The following is a 568-nucleotide window of genomic DNA, read 5'->3' as shown; positions in this document are numbered from 1 at the left end:
AGTAAAGCAGCTGCGGCAGGAAGAGCACGACCCCCGGGAAGACCAGCACCAGCAGGGCGCGCAGCGTGCCCGCCACCCAGAAGGGGGTCACCCCGCGGAAGATCGTCCCCGTGGAGACATCCGGCAGCACCGCCCGCAGCACGAAGACGTTCATCCCCACCGGCGGGGTGATCAGGCTGATCTCAATCACGATCACCACCAGGATGCCGAACCACACCAGGTCGTAACCCAGCCCCGCCACCACCGGAAAGAACACCGGCACCGTCAGCAGCAGCATCGACATGCTCTCGAACACGCAGCCCAGCACCACATAGATGGCGATGATCACCAGGATCACCACGAAGGGCGCCACATCCAGGCCGTTGACCAGGGCCAGCAGGTCATCGGGCAGCCCCGCCATGTTGATGAAGTTGGCGAAGATCAGCGCGGTGAGCACAACGGCGAACAGCATGGCCGTGGTGCGCACCGTGTCCATCAGCACGTTCATCAGCACCGCAGGCGTCAAGGCCCGCTTCATCAGGGCGATCACGAAGGCCCCCATGGCGCCGATGCCGGCCGCCTCGGTGGG

General features: G+C 65.3%; 1 protein-coding gene. It reads right to left on the bottom strand.

Going from position 1 to position 568, the window contains the following annotated elements; genetic code table 11:
- The coding region (locus HALO32_RS00075) for a TRAP transporter large permease subunit (protein WP_151441749.1) at positions 1-568 on the bottom strand (568 nt) is incomplete at both ends.

Source organism: Halomonas lysinitropha, assembly GCF_902500215.1.
Classification (GTDB): Bacteria; Pseudomonadota; Gammaproteobacteria; order Pseudomonadales; family Halomonadaceae; genus Halomonas; species Halomonas lysinitropha.
Note: the sequence above shows the minus strand (reverse complement) of the source record. Positions and strands in the feature narration are given on the sequence as shown.